Genomic DNA, 16,333 nt, shown 5'->3' with positions numbered 1-16,333 from the left:
GTGGATCCTGCGACGCATCTCGGTACGTCCTCCGTGGCCCGTGCCTACGGCGCCTTCGCGGAGCGTGAGGCTCGCGGGACGTCGCCCACGTACGAGGAGTGGGCGGCCGGCGTCAGCACGGACCCGCAGGTCACGGCGCTGCTGGACGCGCTGCCGCCCGGCAAGCGGCAACCGAACCTCGTGTTCGCGGCCGCCCGGTGGCACGGGGCGTCGGGCGGCTACGGCGACCTGCGCCGCACGCTGGTCACACGGTGGGACGACGTGGCGGCGACCGTCCGCGTCCGCGCGACGCAGACCAACGAGGCGGGCCGCTGCGCAACGCTCCTGCCGTTCCTCGCGCGGCTCCCCCAGCCGCTGGCACTGCTGGAGGTCGGCGCGTCCGCGGGGCTGTGCCTGCTCCCGGACCGGTACTCCTACCGCTACGACTCCGCCGAGGGCGGCTCGCAGTCGCTCGACCCCGCGGACGGGCCGTCCGCGGTCGTCCTGCCCTGCGCCCTCGGTCCCGGGATCGCGGCACCGGAGCGGCTGCCCGAGGTCGTGTGGCGCGCGGGCATCGACCTGGCACCGGTCGACGTCACCGACGACGACGCGTGCGCCTGGCTCGAGACGCTGGTCTGGCCCGAGCACGACGCGCGACGCGCCCGGCTGCGCGCCGCCCTGGGCGTCGCGCGCACCGACCCGCCGCGCGTCGTCCCGGGCGACCTGCTCGACGTCCTGCCGACGCTCGCCGCGCAGGCCCCGGCCGGCGCGACGCTCGTCGTGCTGCACAGCGCGGTCCTCGCGTACCTGACCCCGCAGGGGCGTGAGTCCTTCGTGGACCTGGTCGGGACGCTGCCGGGGCACTGGCTGAGCAACGAGGGTGCGCTGGTCCTGCCGACCACCGCGGGTCTCGCCTCCAACCGCGTCGACCGCGGCTTCGTCGTCAGCCTGGACGGGACGCCCCGCGCGTACGCCGACCCGCACGGCAGGAGCCTGTCGCCGCTGCCGTGAGCCGTCGCCCGAACCCGCGGGTTACGCTCGCGCCGTGAGCGACGAGACCCCGGAGCCGGACGAGGCCGAGCAGTTCCTGCGGGACTTCCTGCGTGCGGCGACCCCGCAGCAGCGGCACACGTTCGTCCGACGGACGAACTACGACGGCGGTGACGCGACGATCCGGTTCGTGCTCGACGACCCGACGACGGACCGCGCCACAGCCCTGGCCGCCTACTGGATCCTCGGCGCCTGCTACTACTCGCGGTACGCGACGGCCGAGGAGACCGCCGACTACGAGCGGCCCACGTGGGAGCTGCTGCGCAGCATCGAGGAGCGGTACGCCGCCGGCTTCTGGGCCGACCACGGCATCGCGTTCGACCCGACGGACGACGACGAGATCGACTGGACCGACGACTACGGCGCCCCCGTGGCCCGGCCCGTGCCCGAGGTGATGCGGCGCGCCGTGCCCGGTGAGCTCGTCGACGACGCCGGAACGGAGGACGGCCTGCCGCTCGACGTGCACCTGCGGTGGACCGCCCTGGTCGACTGAGCTCGTGCCGACCCGCGGGCGCCGGAGCCGCGCGACCCCTAAGGTCGGCGGATGATCGTCGAGTCCAGCGTCGACGTCCCGGTCCCCCCGGACGTCGCGTTCGCGGTGTCGCAGACCACCGGCGCGGTCCGGCTGCGCTGGGACCCCTTCATCCGCCGGCAGGCCTTCCTCGACGGTGCGACGGCTCCCGCCAAGGGCGTCCGGACGCTCACGCGCCACCGCTCGGGCCTGCGGATGGTCAGCGAGTACGTCTCCTACAAGCCGCCGACGAACGTCGGGATGAAGATGGTCGAGGGCCCCTGGTTCTTCTCCGTCATGGCCGGCGGGTGGCGCTTCTCTCCGCTGCCGGACGGCGGGACCCGCGCGGTCTGGCGGTACAGCTTCACGTGCCGGCCGGCGTGGCTGGCGCCGGTGGCCGAGCGCGTCGGACGCGTCGTGCTGCAGCGGGACGTCGACCGCCGGATCGCCGGGTTCGCCCGCGGCTGCGCGGACCCGCAGGTGCTGGCCGCGGCGGGCTGACGCCCGCGAGTCACACGGTCGCCCTCCCGGACGCCCACCCTGTCCGCAGGTCGGGGCGGCACGTCGGCGTGACGACACCTGCGCACAGGAGTTGACTGACCACCACGCCCGGCCGCCGGGGACGCACGCGAGAGAGCACGCCCATGAGTGACCCGGTCATCGACGTCCAGGGCCTGAGCAAGTCGTTCGGCCGCTTCCGTGCGCTCGACCACCTCGACCTGCGCGTCGAGCGGGGGCAGGTGCACGGGTTCCTCGGCCCCAACGGCGCCGGCAAGTCCACGACCATCCGGGTCCTCCTCGGCCTGCTGCGGGCCGACGCCGGCACGGTCCGGCTGCTCGGCGGGGACCCGTGGACGGACGTCGTCGCGCTGCACCGACGCCTCGCGTACGTGCCCGGGGACGTGTCGCTGTGGCCCGGCATGACGGGCGGAGAGGCGATCGACCTGCTGGGGGCGCTGCGCGGCGGGCTCGACGAGCGCCGCCGGGCCGAGCTGGTCGAGCGGTTCGAGCTGGACCCGACCAAGCGCGGACGGCAGTACTCCAAGGGCAACCGGCAGAAGGTCGCGATCGTCGCGGCGCTCGCCTCCGACGTCGACCTGCTGCTGCTCGACGAGCCGACCAGCGGCCTCGACCCGCTCATGGAGAACGTCTTCCAGGAGGTGATCGGCGAGGCGAAGGAGCGCGGCACCACCGTGCTGCTGTCGAGCCACGTCCTGGCGGAGGTCGAGACCCTGGCCGACCGCATCAGCATCATCCGCGCCGGCCGGATCGTGCAGTCCGGCACGCTGGCCGACCTGCGCGGCCGGACCCGCACGACGATCCACGCGACCCTGGCACGCACCCCGGACGACGCGACGCTCGCGGCCCTCGGCGGTGCCCGCCTCGACGGGGACCGGCTGTCCGCGACCGTGGACTCCGCCGCGGTCGGCGACGCCATGGCCGCGCTGACCCCGTACGGCATCACGACGCTCACGGTCGCCCCGCCGTCGCTCGAGAGCCTGTTCCTGCGACTCTACGGCGACGACGAGGCGACCCGGTGACCACCGCCACCGCCTCGCTGACCGGCGCCCGGCCCCTCCTGCGGGCGACCGCCCGCCACGACGGCCGCCTGTTCGCCCCCTGGGTCGCGGTCGTGACGCTGCTCTCGGCGTCGTCGGTGATCGTCTACCCCTGGGTCTTCCCGGACCTGACGGACCGGCGCCTGCTGGCGGCGTCCATCGAGGCCAACCCCGCACTCGGTCTCGTCTTCGGGCCCGCGTACGACCTGACCACCGTCGACGGGTTCAACGCGTGGCGCAGCCTCGCCCTCGGCGGGTTCCTCGTGGCGCTGGGTGCGATCTTCGCGGTCACGCGGGCGACGCGCGCGCAGGAGGACTCCGGTCAGGCCGAGCTGCTGGCGTCCGGGGTCATGGGGCGCTCGGCGCGGCTGCTCGCGGGGGTCGCGCTCGCGCTCGTCGGCTCCGTGGTGGCCGGCGTCGTCGCGGGCGTCGTCACCGCGCTGTGCGGCGGCGCGTGGGAGGCGTCGCTGCTGCTGGGCGCGACGTTCACGGCGACGGGCTGGATGCTCGCGGGCGTCGCGGCCGTCACCGCGCAGCTCGGCTCCGACTCACGGACGGCGAACTCGCTGGCCGTCGCGACGCTCGGCGTGCTCTACGGGCTGCGCGGGTTCTGCACGGCGCTCGACGCGCCCTCGTGGACGGTCTGGGCCAACCCGCTCGGCTGGACGCTGGAGACGCGGCCCGCGAGCGGTGACCGGTGGGCGCCGCTCCTGCTGACGGTGACCCTCACGCTGGTGCTCGTCGGCGTCGCGTTCGTCCTGCAGGGGCGCCGGGACTTCGGCCAGGGGTCGATCGTCCCGCGCCCGGGCCCGGCCCGCGGCACGACGCGCAGCACGTGGCGGCTGGCGGTGCGGATCAACCGCGCACCGATCGTCACGTGGGGCATCACCTTCGTGGTCCTGGGCGTCGTCTTCGGGTACTTCACGACGTCGATCACGGACGTGCTGTCCGGCAACGGCGGCGTCCAGCAGATCCTGGCGTCCGGGGCGACCACCCCCGAGGCCCTGGCGGGCGCGTTCGTCCGCACGGTGCTGAGCCTGATCGGCATCGTGGCCGCCGTCGCGGGCGTGCAGGTGATGCTCAAGGTCCGTGCCGAGGAGGTGGCCGAGCGCGTCGAGCCGCTGCTCGCCGGCGCGGTCGCGCGTGTCAGGTACTACGCGAGCCACGTCGTCCTCGCCCTGTGCGTCGTCACGGCGTGCGTGCTGCTCGCCGGCACCCTCGTCGCGCTCCTCGCCTCCCGTGCGGACATCGGCCTGGGCTCAGGGGACGTGCTGCTCCAGGCCGTGGTGACCGTCCCGGCCGTGTGGACGGTCGTCGCCGTGTCGGTCGCGGTCGTCGGCGCCCGGCCCGTGGCGAGCCTCGCCTCCTGGGCGGGGGTCCTCGTGTCGTTCATGCTGACCCTGCTCGGCCCGACCTTCGGCCTCGACGACTGGGTGCTGGGCATCAGCCCGTTCTGGCACGTCCCGGACGCCACCGCCGCCGCCCCCGACTGGTCCGGCCTCGGCTGGATCACCCTGGTGACGGCCCTCCTCCTGGCCGTCGGCCTGCGCGGGTTCCGCCACCGCGACGTCAACCGCTGACACCCGTCCGCGCGGCCCCTGGCCTGCAGGAGCGCGGACCCGGGCCGACATGAACGCGGACTCCTGCCACCTCTCAGCGATGGGTGCGGCAGGAGCCCGCGTCCGGCACAGTCTGTCCTAGCGGCCGCACCCGACACGCTCCGCCGAGAGGGTGATGTCGTCGACCCAGACGTCGAACTGGTCGGGCGTCGCGCCGCCCTGGTACAGCTGCCAGCCGATCTTCACGGTGTCCGCCGTCGGCAGGACGAACGGCACGTCCGCACCGCCGTGGTCGTCCCCGGTCACCGTCAGGTCCGGCTGCGGGACGCCGTCGAACCACACCGAGACGCGGTTCTCCGGTGCGAACCACTCGAACTCGACGCACTGCCACTGGTCCTCGACGGTGGGTGCCGACTCGCGCCAGTTGGTCCAGTCGCCCGTCGGCCCGCCGTCGGCACCGACGCCCCAGAACGTCGCGTCGGGGCCGACCGTCGGCGCGAACTGCCCGCCGAGCGGCCGCACGACCTCGTCGCTCCCGGAGCCCGTGACCTCGACGAGCGTGAAGTGCGCCCAGTCGGGGGCGGTCGGGAAGTCGTCGACCTTGATGCGCAGCCGCCCGTAGAACGTGTTCTCGGGTGCCGCGAAGTCGACGACCTTGAGGAACGCGTACCCGTTGTCCTCGGTGTGCACGCGCAGCACCTTGCCCGCGTGCCCGGCCCGCTCGACCTTGAGCGTCCCGTGCCGGGTGTCGACGCCCCAGTCGAGGCTGGCCGCACCGCCCGTCGGCTCGGACTCGAAGTCCTCGCAGAAGAGGGCCTCGACGCTCTCGCAGCCGCCGCGCGGTCCGTGACCGGGCCCGGGCCCCTTGCCCGGGCCGGGTCCGTGCCCGCCCCCGGCGGCCGCGACGGGAGCGAGGGCGAGCGTGGCCGCGGCGAGGGCCGCGACGGTCGCCAGGGTGGGGATCGTCCTCATGCGCGCACCAACCGTTCGTTCGGGTGACGGAACCCTCGGATGCTAGGCAGGCCGGTGGACCCAGGTCCCGACCCGAAACGATTGATCGACCCGATCCCACCTCGGACTGATCCCCTCCCACCGCAGCCCCCTCCCGTCCCCTTCGCCCCCTTCACCTCCCTTCACCCCCCACCCCACCCGCCGAACTCGTCGTTCGGCGGCTTCAGACGGCTCAGAAGCCGCCGAAGGACGAGTTCGTCGGGGGATCGTCTCGTCAGGCAGACAAGGGCCAGTGACGGGGGGCGTCATGACCCCGGTGGCTGTACCGCAGGGTCGACTGGCGGGTGCGGGGGCGGGCGACGACGATCGAGGTGTCCGTCGTCGGACCGGAGGACTCATGGGGACCTGGGCACCTGACGACCTCGACCGCGTCGGCGGTGCGGAGGAGCTGCAGATCGCCTCGTACCGGCCGGACGGCACGCTGCGGCCGTACGTGACGATCTGGGGCGTGCGGGTCGGCGACGACCTGTACGTCCGCTCGGCGTACGGGCCGCAGAACGGCTGGTTCCGTCACGCCACGGCGGCGGGCACGGGTCGCGTGCGTGCCGCCGGCGTGGAGCTGGAGGTGACGTTCGAGGCGCCACCACCGGACGTGCATGCCGACGTGGACGCCGCGTACCACGCGAAGTACGACCGCTACGGGCCGCAGATCGTCGACACGGTGGTCGGGCCGCAGGTCGTCGACGTGACCCTGCGGGTCGTCCCGCGCGACTGACGCCGGGTCCGGCCCGCACGACTGACGCCCCGCCCGGCCCCGCGGGGCCGACCGAGGGACGTCCCGAGCCGCCCGACGAGCTCCTCGACCTACCCCCTGCACCCCGAGCCGGGCCCGGAGGTCAGGACACGCTGTGCAGCTCCGGCGACGACCCCTTGTCGTCGAGGATCGCGGCGTCGATCATCTCCTGCGCACGCTCGCGCTCGACCCCCAGGGCGAGCGCCATCTCCGTGAGCAGCGGCTGCGTCGCCGACCAGAGCTGGTCCTTCTCCCCCGTCGACAGACCCCGCTCCACGCTGCGACGCGTGAGGTCGCGCACGACCTCCGCCTGCACGAGGTGGTCCTGGCTGCGCATCCGCTCCTGGTTCTCCTTGAACCGGCGGGTCCACGCCTCGTGGACGTGCGCGGTCGGGGCCGAGAGGACGGCGAGGAGCGCGGCGATGCCGTCGGCGTCGTAGAGCGGCCGCAGGCCGATCTCGTCGGCCTTGGCCAGCGGGACGGACACGATCATCCCGCTCCCGACGACCTCGAGCTGCAGGTACTGGTGGGTCTCGCCGCGGAACGTCCGCTCGAGCAGGTCGACGACGCGGGTGGGGCCGTGGTGGGGGTGGACGACGATCTCACCGATGGCGGGCTGCATGGGTCACACCTCTTGCTTGGCGCGGCACCGCGCTCGGCCCCGTACGCGACGAGGACCGCCTCCCTGCGACGGCGTGCCGTCGCAGGGAACGCGCGGACCGGTCCACCACCCGGGATGGGGACGGGGAGCCGCGCGAGCCGGTGAGACCATTGTCCCACGCGACGCCAAACAGTGGACAGAGCCGCCGCGCACCCTCCCCGGCGACGACTGTCACACGGTCCGGGGCCCGCGGTGCCAGGGGTTGCGCGCGTCGGTGGACGCCGGCTGGGCGGCGACCGCCACCGCGTACGTGGGGCGGTCCGTCCCGGTGACGACACCGAGGTAGTCGTGCCCGGTCATGTGGCACCACACCGGTAGGTCGATGGGCGCGACGGGGTCGGCCGTCACCAGGTGGACGACGGCGCCCGGCGCCATCGTCGCGACCCGGTCGCGCAGCAGGACGAGCAGGCGGGCGCACCCGAGGTCCCCGCCGTCGATCGTCACGACGTCCCCCGTACCGGCCACGGCGCGAGGGTAGCCCGGGGTGCGCCCGGGACGTCGGCCACGACCGGCGCCGGCGGCCTCGAAACCTTGCGATTGGGCCGAATAAACCGGCAGACGTCCACGATGCGGTGGTTAAAGGATTAGATCCGCAAACTGGCGGGGAGCGGCCACGCTCCCACGCTGCACACTGCTGCCGTCACGGCGCAGGAGAACGATCACAGCCGATCACGCTCCCGTCGCGACATCCGCCGGCACGCAGGTGGGAGCGCGGGTCGGCCGAACCGTCACGTCCCCTCGCTCGACTGCCCAAGGGAGTGCCATCAGATGACCGACACTTTCGCGCGACGCCCCCGTCGTCGCCACTCGCTCCGCGCCACCGTGGGCGCGCTCGCCACCGGCGCACTCGTCGCCGGCACCGTCGCCCTGGCCGGACCGGCCTCGGCGCAGAACGTCAACAGCAACCAGACCGGCACCCACAGCGGCTACTGGTACTCGTTCTGGACCGACAGCCCCGGCACCGTGTCCGCCGTGCTCGGCAACGGCGGCAACTACTCGACGTCGTGGCGCAACACCGGCAACTTCGTCATCGGCAAGGGCTGGTCCACGGGCAGCGACCGCGCGGTCAGCTACTCCGGTCAGTTCAACCCGTCCGGCAACGCCTACCTGACGCTGTACGGGTGGACCAACGGCCCGCTCGTCGAGTACTACATCGTCGACAACTGGGGCACCTACCGTCCGACCGGCACGTTCAAGGGCACGGTCAGCTCGGACGGCGGCACGTACGACATCTACGAGACGACGCGCTACAACGCCCCGTCGATCGAGGGCAACAGCTCGACGTTCAAGCAGTTCTGGTCGGTCCGCCAGCAGAAGCGCACCGGCGGCACCATCACCGCCGGCAACCACTTCTCCGCCTGGCAGCGCGCGGGCATGCAGATGGGCCGCCACAACTACATGATCATGGCGACCGAGGGCTACCAGTCCTCCGGCTCGTCGAACATCACCGTCGGCACGGGCAGCGCTGACAACGGCGGTGGGAACAACGGCGGCGGCAACAACGGCGGTGGGAACACCGGCGGTGGTGGCAACGACAGCGGCAGCAACACCAACAACGGCTGCACCGTCACCTGGACCCGGGGCGAGGAGTGGGGTGACCGCTTCAACGTCAACTACACGGTGTCCGGCCGGTCGGGCTGGTCCGTGACGGTCTACCCGAACAGCGGCCAGTCGGTCCAGAACTCGTGGGGCGCCACCCGCAGCGGCAACACGTTCCGCTCCAGCGGTTCGAACAGCTTCGGCGTGACGTACTACAAGGGTTCGCAGAACATCAACTACATCCCCTGGGGCATCTGCTCCTGACAGCACGACGACGGGGTGCCGAGGTCGACGACCTCGGCACCCGTCGCACGTCTCCACCCGCCCGCCCCGGCACCGATCACTTTCGGTGCTGACGGCGGGCGGTGTCGGTCCGGGGACCAATGGGCGGCCGCAGAGTCCACCCACGGGTACACGTGACCTCCTTAAACGGTTTGGGTCACCCACGGGCTGTTCACCTGCGCATTCGCCTCGGTCACACTGACGAGGTCCGGTGTTCGAGGCGCCCACCCGCGCCTGGATCACCCACGCACGAGCCGGTGAGCGCCACCTGACCCGCCGGCCCGGACTCCTGTCCCACAGATGCGCTCGCACAGAGGAGCCTTTGATGCTCGATACTTTCGAAACGGCCCGGCCGGCCCGGAGGGGGCAGCGCACACTGCGCGCCCTCCTGGGCACGGTCGCCGCCGCGACGCTGGCCGCCGGCGGCGTCGCCGTGGCCGCGCCCGCGACCGCGGCCACGATCACGACCAACCAGACCGGTACCGACGGCATGTGGTACTCGTTCTGGACCGACAGCCAGGGCACCGTCTCCTCCGAGATGAACGGCGGTGGCAAGTACACGACGCGGTGGCAGAACACCGGCAACTTCGTCATCGGCAAGGGCTGGTCCAAGGGTGACAGCTCGAAGGTCGTGAGCTACTCCGGTCAGTTCAACCCCTCGGGCAACGCCTACCTGACGCTGTACGGGTGGACCAACGGCCCGCTGATCGAGTACTACATCGTCGACTCGTGGGGCACCTACCGCCCCACCGGCACCCACAAGGGCACCGTCACCACCGACGGCGGCACGTACGACATCTACGAGACGACCCGCGTCAACGCCCCGTCGATCGAGGGCGACTCCTCGACGTTCAAGCAGTTCTGGTCGGTCCGGCAGTCCAAGCGCGTGGGCGGCACCATCACCGCCGGCAACCACTTCTCCGCGTGGGCGTCCAAGGGCATGCAGCTGGGCAACCACAACTACATGATCATGGCCACCGAGGGATACCAGTCCTCCGGCTCGTCGGACATCACCGTCTCCGAGGGCTCCAGCGGCGGCAACACCGGTGGTAACACGGGCGGTAACACGGGCGGCAACACCGGTGGGAACACGGGCGGCGGCACGTCGAACGGCTGCACCGTCACGGCCTCGGCCGTCGCGGGCGAGTCGTGGGGCGACCGCTTCAACGTCAACTACACCGTCTCCGGCGCGACCAGCTGGACCGTCACGGTCAACCCCGGCTCGGGCCAGTCGATCCAGAACTCCTGGAACGCGACCCGCTCGGGCAACACCTTCACGTCGGCCGGCAACCAGAGCTTCGGCGTGACGTACTACTCCGGCGGCAACAACACCGTCCCGTCCGCGAGCTGCACGGCGGCCGGCGGCAACACGGGCGGCAACACCGGCGGGAACACCGGCGGGAACACGGGTGGCAACACCGGCGGGAACACGGGTGGCAACACCGGCGGAAACACGGGTGGCAGCACCCAGAACTGCTCGGCCGGCTACGTGGGCCTGACGTTCGACGACGGCCCCAACTCGGGCACGACGAACCAGATCATCAGCGCGCTCAAGGCCGCGAACGCCACGGCCACGGTCTTCCCGACCGGCCAGAACGCGCAGAACAACGCCTCCCTCATGCAGGCCTACAAGAACGCCGGCCTGCAGATCGGCAACCACAGCTGGGACCACCCGCACCTGGTGAACATGAGCCAGAGCGACGTCCAGTCGCAGCTCTCGCGCACGCAGCAGGCGATCCAGAACACCGCGGGCGTCACGCCCACGGTCTTCCGCCCGCCGTACGGTGAGGTCAACGGCACGGTCAACTCCGTCGCCTCGGGCCTCGGTCTGCGGGTCGTCACGTGGGACGTCGACTCGAACGACTGGAACAACGCCTCGTCGTCGAGCATCCGGTCGGCGGCGCAGCGGCTGACCAACGGGCAGACCATGCTCATGCACGACTGGCCCGCGGCCACCGTGCAGGCGCTGCCCGGCATCCTGCAGGACCTGCAGTCGCGCAACCTGTGCACCGGCCACATCTCGGCCTCCACCGGTCGCGCGGTCGCGCCGGCCGGCGGGAGCACGGGTGGCAACACCGGTGGGAACACCGGTGGGAACACGGGCGGCAGCACCGGCTCCTGCACCGTCACGGGCACGGCCGTCGCGGGCGAGTCGTGGGGTGACCGGTTCAACGTCACCTACACGGTGTCCGGCGCCTCGAACTGGTCGGTCTCGGTGAACCCGGGCTCGGGCCAGTCGGTCCAGAGCTCCTGGAACGCCACCCGGTCGGGCAACACCTTCACGTCGGCCGGCAACAACAGCTTCGGCGTGACGTTCTACTCGGGCGGGAACAACACGGTCCCGTCCGCCACCTGCACCGCACGCTGACACAGCACACCGCAACACCGCACGACCGCACGACCGCAGCACCGCAGCACCGCAGCACCGCAGCACCGCACGACCCTCGGGGCCGTCCGGCGGAGCAACCTCCGCCGGACGGCCCCGAGCCGTTCGCCCTGGACCCCACCGACGCGCTCGGCGTGCGCGTCGTTACGCTCCGGGGGTGTACATCCCCGTGTTCAACGCCCTCGACGACGCCGACGAGGTCCGTGCGCTCGTCGCGGCCGTCGGCTCCGCGGAGCTGGTGACGGTCGGCGCGGACGGCTACCCGACGTCGACGCTGCTGCCCGTCGTGTGGGACGGCGACCGGCTCGTCCTGCACATGGCGCGCGCCAACCCGCAGTGGCGGACCATCGGCGACGACGCCCCCGCGCTGGCCGTCGTCACGGGGCCGCAGGCGTACGTCTCCCCCACCTGGTACCCGAGCAAGGCCGAGCACGGGCGCATGGTCCCGACGTGGAACTACTCGGCCGTGCACCTGACGGGCCGGGCCCGCGTCCGCACCGACGCGTCGTGGCTGCACGAGGCGGTCACGCTGCTCACCGACCACCACGAGTCCGGCCGCGCCGACCGCTGGCACGTCACCGACGCCCCGGAGGCCTTCGTCGAGAAGCAGCTGCGGGCCGTCGTCGGCATCGAGGTGCTGGTCGAGCGCGTCGAGGCCAAGGCGAAGCTCAGCCAGAACCGCTCGGCGGCAGACCACGCGGGCGTCGTCGCCGGCCTGGCCACGCAGGACGACGCCCAGTCGGCCGCCGTCGCGCACGCGATGCGCACCCACGGCACCCGCGCCTGACTCCCCGCGAGAGGGCGATCGAGTCGCGCCCGGAATCCTTTCGTGCCTGCGACACCGTTCCTCACCTGCACGGCCCGACCGGCACTGCCGATCAGGTGTCCGCCGCGTCGGCCCCCGGGGGAACGGCACGGCGGCCTGTCCGTTTCGGTACGTTCGTGCCGTGCTCCGCGCCGCGACCCTTGCCGACCTCCCTGCTGTCCAGCGCCTGTACGGGGTTCTCCACCCCGACGAGCCGCCCGTCGCGCCGGCAGAGGCCCGCCGGATCCTGCAGCGCATCCTCGACACCCCGGGCACCGACGTCCTGGTGCTCGAGGACGACGGGGCGGTGGTCGCGACCGCGTGCCTGGTCGTCGTGCCCAACCTCTCGCGCGGGGGACGACCCTGGGCGGTCGTCGAGAACGTCGCCGTCGACGCGACCGTGCAGCGGCGCGGTCACGGCCGGCGTCTGGTCGGCGACGTGCTGCAGCGCGCGTGGGACGCCGGCTGCTACAAGGTCATGCTGCAGACGGCAGCCACCGGCGAGGACGTCCACACCTTCTACCGGGCGTGCGGCCTGACGTCGCGGACCAAGACCGCGTTCATGGCGTACGCCCCTGGGCTCTCCGTCGTGGGAGCGGCATCGTGAGCTCGCCGCAGGACAGGTGGAACCACAACCTCCACTACCACCCGCTCGTCCTCGACGCGGTCCCGGCGCAGGCGCGTACGGCGCTCGACGTGGGCACGGGTGACGGGCTGCTCGCCGCGGACCTGCGCCGACGCGTGCCGCACGTGGTCGGCATCGACCTGGACGCGGACGTGCTGACCCGCGCCCGGGCCGCGGGTGACGACATCGCGTGGATGCACGGCGACGCCCTGGACGCGCCGTTCCCGGCCGGGGCGTTCGACGTCGTCGCGTCGGTCGCGGTCCTGCACCACCTGCCCGACCTCGCCGACGGCCTGCGACGCCTGTCGACGCTGGTCGCACCCGGCGGCGTGCTCGTGGACGTGGGCATGGCCCGGTCGGTCGGCTGGCGGGACGCCCCCTGGGAGCTCGCCGGGGTCGCGCAGCACCAGGTGCTCCGCCGCACCCGCACCTACTGGGAGCACACCGCACCGACGCTCTGGCCGCCCCCGCACACCTACGCGGAGGTGCGGGCGATCGCGCGCGAGGTGCTGCCGGGGGTGCGCTGGCGGCGGCTGCCGCTGTGGCGGTACGCGATGGTGTGGCAGCGCCCCTGAGCCTGCGACCCGGCGTGGCGCCGTCGGTCCCGCGCGGACCGCCGGATCCGTTGGCGTACGAACCGTTTCGGCCCCTACGCCGGGCGGGTGGTGTATCGCTACATTCGCCGGACCGTGAACGTTCGCCACCCCACGGTCGACCTGCGTCCGGCATCGCGGCCGACGCACCGCCAGGGAGGAACCCCACCGTGCGACCCAGACACACCCCCACCCGCCTGCGGGCGGTGATCGCGGCATCCGCCGCAGCCCTCGTCCTCGGAGCCCTCGTCACGCCCGCCTCCGCCTCGCCCGTCGCGGCGCTGGCCGGCGGCGTCGTCCCCACCGCCGTCACCGCCGGCTGCGGCAGCGCGCCGCGCCTGGCGACCGGCAACCACACGATCACCAGCAGCGGCCAGCAGCGCCAGTTCCGGCTCGACGTGCCCGCCAACTACGACCCGAACAAGGCGTACCGCCTGGTGCTCGGGATCCACTGGTGGCACGGCACGTCCCAGGACGTCGTCAACGAGAACTTCTACGGCCTGAAGCCGCTGGCCAACAACAGCACGATCTTCATCGCGCCGCAGGGCATCGACAACGCGTGGCCCAACAACGGCGGCCGTGACGTCACGTTCATCGACGACATCCTGCGGACCGTCGAGGCCGCGCTGTGCGTCGACACGTCCCAGCGGTTCTCCACCGGCTTCAGCTACGGCGGCGGGATGAGCAACGCGCTGGCCTGCGCCCGCGCGAACGTCTTCCGCGGCGTCGCGGTCCTCAACGGTGCGCAGCTGTCCGGCTGCGAGGGCGGCACGCAGCCCATCGCGTACCTCGGCTCGCACGGCGTCGTCGACAGCGTCCTCAACATCTCGCAGGGTCGCGCCCTGCGGGACCGCGCGCTGCGGAACAACGGCTGCCAGGCGCAGAACGCACCGGAGCCGGCAGGCAACAGCGGCCAGGCGCACACCAAGACGACCTACCAGTGCCGTGACGGGTTCCCGGTCGTCTGGATCGCCAACGACAGCGACCACCAGTGGGCAGCCGTCGACCGCGGCAAGCAGCAGTCGCACGTGCCGGGCGAGATCTGGCAGTTCTTCACGGCGCTGCGCTCGACGACGGACACGTCGACCCCCACGCCGACGCCGACGCCGACAGTGACGCCGACGCAGACCCCCACCCCGACGCCGTCCGTCACGCCGACGTTCACGCCGACGCCGACGCCGACGACCACCACGCCGCCGCCCTCGGCGGGCTGCACCGCGACCTACACCACGACCAACTCCTGGCCCGGCGGGTTCCAGGGCGAGGTGACGGTGCGCGCCGGCGCGGCGATCTCCGGCTGGACGGTCAGCTGGACCGGCTCCAACCAGATCCAGCAGCTCTGGAACGGCACGCTCGCACCGCAGGGTGACCGGGTCGTCGTGAGCAACGTGTCGTGGAACGGCTCCATCCCGGCCAACGGGAGCGCGTCGTTCGGGTTCCTCGGCAGCGGCACGCCGTCCACGCCGACGCTGACCTGCACCGCCCGCTGACGACACCCACCGGCTGACGGCACCGCCGTCCGTCGCACCGTCCGGCAGCACCCGCTGCCGGGCAGCACCACCGCCTCCCGACCCGGACAGGTCCGCGCCTTCCAGGACGGGTCCCTCCCCCGGTGTCCGGGGGGTCGAGCGGGTCGCGCCGTCCTGGTGACACGGCGCGGCCCGCTCTCGGTCGTCCGCACCCGGGGGCGGGTCAGGGAGACGTGAGCCAGAGGCCCGCGACCGCGGCCGCCACGCACGCGACCAGCATGCCGACCGCGTGCAGCACCCCGGCGGCGCCACGGCCCGCGAGCAGCAGGCGCGCCGCCTCGACGCTCGCGGTGCTGAACGTCGAGTACCCGCCCAGGAACCCCACGCCGACCACCCCGCGCACGCCGTCGTGCCCCGGGTGCGCCAGCAGCCACCCCGTCAACGCGCCCAGCAGCAGGCACGCCGTCACGTTGACGACGAGCGTGCCCAGCGGCAAGCGGGCGCGACCGCGGGACACCCCGGTGTCGACGACGAACCGCGTCGCCGCGCCCAGCCCGCCCGCGAGCGCGACCACGACGATCACGACGGGCCGCCCGCTGCGTCGTCGCGCGGCGGTCGAAAGGCGAGCACCCGGCCCACGAGCAGGAGCCCGGCACCCGCGGCCACGACGCCGAGCACCACGCTGCCCAGCGCGTAGGCGACGCCGGTCGCGGCGTGGCCGGTCGCCACCAGCTGCTCGACCTCGAGCGCGAACGTGCTGTACGTCGTGAACCCCCCGAGGACGCCCGTGCCGACACCGAGGCGCACCGCCCGACGCCGACCGACGTCGGGACCGCGCTGCAGCACGGCCAGCAGCGCACCGAGCAGGAGCGAGCCGACGACGTTGACCACGAAGGTGCGCCACGGCCAGGCGCCGGGGGCGACGGGCTGCGTCAGCAGCGCGCGGGCGAGCACGCCGACGGTGCCACCGGCCGCGACGAGCAGCGCCCCGACGGGCAGCGGCAGCGGGTCGGGCGAGGTCACCGCTGCCACGGCGCCCGGGGGTCCTGCCAGTCGGCGACGCTCAGCGGCACGGTCAGCACCGGCCGGTGCTGGTGGTAGCCGAGGTGCAGGGCGATCGACCCCTCCAGCAGCTCCCGCAGCCGCCCCGACCGGCTGCCGACGACGATCGCGGACGCGTCGACGGCCCGCGCCAGGTGCGTGAGCGCCCGGTCCGGACGCCCCGCGAGGTAGTGCACGCGCCACACGACCTGCTGCCCGGCGAGGTGCTCGGCGGCCTGCGCGCGCAGCTCGTCGCGGACGCGCTGCCAGGTGTCGTCGAGGCCGTCGGGGTCCAGCGACATGTGGGCCACGGAGCCGTCGGCCCGCTCGTGCACCACGTAGCGCGAGGGGTCGACGTAGGCCAGGTGCAGGTACGGGGCGCCGACGGCCCGCCCCCACGCCGCGGCGGTGCGCACGACCAGCGGGTCCTGCCCGGGGACGACGCCCACGACCAGGGGGTGCCCGGCGGGGTCGACCATGCGGTCGAGCGCGGGCTGGGGGACCGGGCGGGCGTCCATGACCCATCCTTC

At 73.1% G+C, this 16,333-nt stretch carries 18 protein-coding genes; 12 read left to right on the top strand and 6 right to left on the bottom strand.

What is annotated here, in order from left to right:
• The 5 genes from NP048_RS01530 (at position 1) to NP048_RS01510 (ending at position 4,679) form a co-directional block, all read left to right on the top strand.
• Positions 1-990, top strand: a complete 990-nt coding sequence (locus NP048_RS01530; RefSeq protein WP_227577739.1) for a DUF2332 domain-containing protein — start codon at positions 1-3, stop codon at positions 988-990.
• Between the two features lie 34 nt (positions 991-1,024).
• Entirely contained in the window at positions 1,025-1,522 is a 498-nt protein-coding gene (locus NP048_RS01525) for a DUF4274 domain-containing protein (RefSeq protein ID WP_227577738.1), read from the top strand.
• A gap of 51 nt (positions 1,523-1,573) precedes the next feature.
• A complete protein-coding gene (locus NP048_RS01520) occupies positions 1,574-2,041 on the top strand; it encodes a type II toxin-antitoxin system RatA family toxin (RefSeq protein WP_227577737.1) in 468 nt (155 codons plus the stop codon).
• A gap of 143 nt (positions 2,042-2,184) precedes the next feature.
• A complete protein-coding gene (locus NP048_RS01515; RefSeq protein WP_227577736.1) occupies positions 2,185-3,081 on the top strand; it encodes an ABC transporter ATP-binding protein in 897 nt (298 codons plus the stop codon).
• Positions 3,078-4,679 carry an ABC transporter permease gene (locus tag NP048_RS01510; protein ID WP_227577735.1) on the top strand — a complete coding sequence of 534 codons (1,602 nt, stop codon included), beginning with the start codon at positions 3,078-3,080 and terminating at the stop codon, positions 4,677-4,679. Before NP048_RS01515 ends, NP048_RS01510 begins: the two co-directional genes overlap by 4 nt.
• A 117-nt stretch (positions 4,680-4,796) precedes the next feature.
• On the opposite strand, the gene NP048_RS01505 is transcribed toward NP048_RS01510, so the two are convergent.
• Complete coding sequence (locus NP048_RS01505; RefSeq protein WP_227577734.1) at positions 4,797-5,630, bottom strand: hypothetical protein; 834 nt, start codon at positions 5,628-5,630, stop codon at positions 4,797-4,799.
• Between the two features lie 376 nt (positions 5,631-6,006).
• On the opposite strand from NP048_RS01505, the gene NP048_RS01500 reads away from it, so the two are divergent.
• Entirely contained in the window at positions 6,007-6,384 is a 378-nt protein-coding gene (locus NP048_RS01500) for a DUF2255 family protein (RefSeq protein WP_227577733.1), read from the top strand.
• Positions 6,385-6,505: 121 nt separating this feature from the next.
• On the opposite strand, the gene NP048_RS01495 is transcribed toward NP048_RS01500, so the two are convergent.
• Positions 6,506-7,024 carry a CarD family transcriptional regulator gene (locus NP048_RS01495; RefSeq protein ID WP_227577732.1) on the bottom strand — a complete coding sequence of 173 codons (519 nt, stop codon included), beginning with the start codon at positions 7,022-7,024 and terminating at the stop codon, positions 6,506-6,508.
• 210 nt (positions 7,025-7,234) lie between these two features.
• Positions 7,235-7,528: a sulfurtransferase TusA family protein gene (locus NP048_RS01490; RefSeq protein ID WP_227577731.1), complete on the bottom strand. Its 294-nt coding sequence runs from the start codon at positions 7,526-7,528 to the stop codon at positions 7,235-7,237.
• Between the two features lie 303 nt (positions 7,529-7,831).
• Here NP048_RS01490 and NP048_RS01485 point away from each other — a divergent pair, with 303 nt between their 5' ends.
• The 6 genes from NP048_RS01485 (at position 7,832) to NP048_RS01455 (ending at position 14,783) form a co-directional block, all read left to right on the top strand.
• On the top strand, positions 7,832-8,866 hold the full coding sequence (locus tag NP048_RS01485; protein WP_284439717.1) for a glycoside hydrolase family 11 protein: 1,035 nt from the start codon (positions 7,832-7,834) through the stop codon (positions 8,864-8,866).
• Positions 8,867-9,209: 343 nt separating this feature from the next.
• A complete protein-coding gene (locus NP048_RS19290) occupies positions 9,210-11,252 on the top strand; it encodes a glycoside hydrolase family 11 protein (RefSeq protein ID WP_284439716.1) in 2,043 nt (680 codons plus the stop codon).
• Positions 11,253-11,427: 175 nt separating this feature from the next.
• The gene (locus NP048_RS01470; RefSeq protein WP_227577201.1) at positions 11,428-12,057 is read left to right on the top strand and encodes an FMN-binding negative transcriptional regulator; all 630 of its coding nucleotides are present in this window, start codon (positions 11,428-11,430) and stop codon (positions 12,055-12,057) included.
• A 160-nt stretch (positions 12,058-12,217) separates the two neighbouring features.
• Positions 12,218-12,682, top strand: coding sequence for a GNAT family N-acetyltransferase (locus NP048_RS01465; RefSeq protein WP_227577200.1), 465 nt, complete (start codon positions 12,218-12,220; stop codon positions 12,680-12,682).
• The gene (locus NP048_RS01460) at positions 12,679-13,275 is read left to right on the top strand and encodes a class I SAM-dependent methyltransferase (RefSeq protein ID WP_227577199.1); all 597 of its coding nucleotides are present in this window, start codon (positions 12,679-12,681) and stop codon (positions 13,273-13,275) included. Before NP048_RS01465 ends, NP048_RS01460 begins: the two co-directional genes overlap by 4 nt.
• 188 nt (positions 13,276-13,463) lie before the next feature.
• Positions 13,464-14,783: a CE1 family esterase gene (locus NP048_RS01455; protein ID WP_227577198.1), complete on the top strand. Its 1,320-nt coding sequence runs from the start codon at positions 13,464-13,466 to the stop codon at positions 14,781-14,783.
• A gap of 202 nt (positions 14,784-14,985) precedes the next feature.
• Here the strand turns inward: NP048_RS01455 and NP048_RS01450 are convergent, their stop codons facing one another.
• The 3 genes from NP048_RS01450 to NP048_RS01440 are packed head-to-tail and all read right to left on the bottom strand — an operon-like array spanning position 14,986 to position 16,321.
• Positions 14,986-15,345: a fluoride efflux transporter FluC gene (locus NP048_RS01450; protein WP_227577197.1), complete on the bottom strand. Its 360-nt coding sequence runs from the start codon at positions 15,343-15,345 to the stop codon at positions 14,986-14,988.
• A complete protein-coding gene (locus NP048_RS01445) occupies positions 15,342-15,794 on the bottom strand; it encodes a fluoride efflux transporter FluC (RefSeq protein ID WP_227577196.1) in 453 nt (150 codons plus the stop codon). The genes NP048_RS01450 and NP048_RS01445 overlap by 4 nt, the downstream gene beginning before the upstream one ends.
• Entirely contained in the window at positions 15,782-16,321 is a 540-nt protein-coding gene (locus NP048_RS01440) for a universal stress protein (protein ID WP_227577195.1), read from the bottom strand. The genes NP048_RS01445 and NP048_RS01440 overlap by 13 nt, the downstream gene beginning before the upstream one ends.
• Positions 16,322-16,333 lie beyond the last annotated feature (12 nt).

The organism is Cellulomonas xiejunii (assembly GCF_024508315.1).
GTDB classification, from domain to species: domain Bacteria; phylum Actinomycetota; class Actinomycetes; order Actinomycetales; family Cellulomonadaceae; genus Cellulomonas; species Cellulomonas xiejunii.
This window is presented reverse-complemented; position numbering and strand designations above follow the sequence as displayed.

What these genes read in the sequence shown, in the direction of transcription:
- NP048_RS01505 (WP_227577734.1), bottom strand. Translation starts at nt 5,630, where the DNA reads ATGAGGACGATCCCCACCCTGGCGACCGTCGCGGCCCTCGCCGCGGCC.
- NP048_RS01515 (WP_227577736.1), top strand. Translation starts at nt 2,185, where the DNA reads ATGAGTGACCCGGTCATCGACGTCCAGGGCCTGAGCAAGTCGTTCGGC.
- NP048_RS01495 (WP_227577732.1), bottom strand. Translation starts at nt 7,024, where the DNA reads ATGCAGCCCGCCATCGGTGAGATCGTCGTCCACCCCCACCACGGCCCC.
- NP048_RS01440 (WP_227577195.1), bottom strand. Translation starts at nt 16,321, where the DNA reads ATGGACGCCCGCCCGGTCCCCCAGCCCGCGCTCGACCGCATGGTCGAC.
- NP048_RS19290 (WP_284439716.1), top strand. Translation starts at nt 9,210, where the DNA reads ATGCTCGATACTTTCGAAACGGCCCGGCCGGCCCGGAGGGGGCAGCGC.
- NP048_RS01485 (WP_284439717.1), top strand. Translation starts at nt 7,832, where the DNA reads ATGACCGACACTTTCGCGCGACGCCCCCGTCGTCGCCACTCGCTCCGC.
- NP048_RS01520 (WP_227577737.1), top strand. Translation starts at nt 1,574, where the DNA reads ATGATCGTCGAGTCCAGCGTCGACGTCCCGGTCCCCCCGGACGTCGCG.
- NP048_RS01500 (WP_227577733.1), top strand. Translation starts at nt 6,007, where the DNA reads ATGGGGACCTGGGCACCTGACGACCTCGACCGCGTCGGCGGTGCGGAG.